Here is an 843-nt window from a genome sequence, read left to right as displayed (position 1 = left end):
CGTCGCTGACCCGGGTGACGAACTTCGGCACCAACCCGACGAACCTGAACATGTACATCTACGTCCCGGACAGGGTCGCCGCACACCCCGCACTGCTGGTCCTGGTCCACTACTGCAGCGGCTCGGCCAGCGGCATCTTCAACGGCAACGGCCACGACTACGTCACCGCCGCCGACCGCTACGGCTACATCATCGTGCTCCCCGAAGCCACCCGCAGCGGATCCTGCTTCGACGTGTCCACCCCCGCCGCCCTCAAACGCAACGGCGGCAGCGACTCCACCGGCATCATGTCGATGGTCGCCTACGCCCGCCAGCACTACCCCATCGACCCCGCCCGCATCGTCGTCAGCGGCTTCTCCTCCGGCGCCATGATGACCAACGTCCTGGCCGCCGAATACCCCGACGTGTTCTCCGCCGCCTCCGCCTTCTCCGGCGTCCCCGCCGGCTGCTTCGCCACCACCGACGGCTCCCTGTGGAACAGCCAGTGCTCCAGCGGCCAACTCATCAAAACCGCCCAGCAATGGGGCGACCAGGCCCGCGCCATGTACCCCGGCTACACCGGCACCTACCCCCGCATCCAGCTGTGGCACGGCACCACCGACACCACCCTCGCCTACCCCAACTACGGCGAGGAGATCAAACAATGGACCAACCTGCACAACCTGACCACCACCCCCGGCTACACCGACCACCCGCAATCCACCTGGACCCGCACCCGCTACGGCGGCACCGGCCCCCAGGCCACCATCGAAGGCATCAGCATCAGCGGCGTCGGCCACCAACTCCCCATGACCGGCCAACTCGCCTACGCCATCACCTTCCTCGGCCTCGACACCACCGGCA

The 843-nt window shown here is 67.6% G+C and carries 1 protein-coding gene; it reads left to right on the top strand.

Annotated elements, in window-relative coordinates:
* Positions 1–843, top strand: an 843-nt coding sequence (locus MPTA5024_RS36980) for an extracellular catalytic domain type 1 short-chain-length polyhydroxyalkanoate depolymerase (protein ID WP_157099955.1), incomplete at both ends; no start/stop codon positions are given.

This window comes from Microbispora sp. ATCC PTA-5024, assembly GCF_000511135.2.
Lineage (GTDB): Bacteria > Actinomycetota > Actinomycetes > Streptosporangiales > Streptosporangiaceae > Microbispora > Microbispora corallina.
This window is presented reverse-complemented; position numbering and strand designations above follow the sequence as displayed.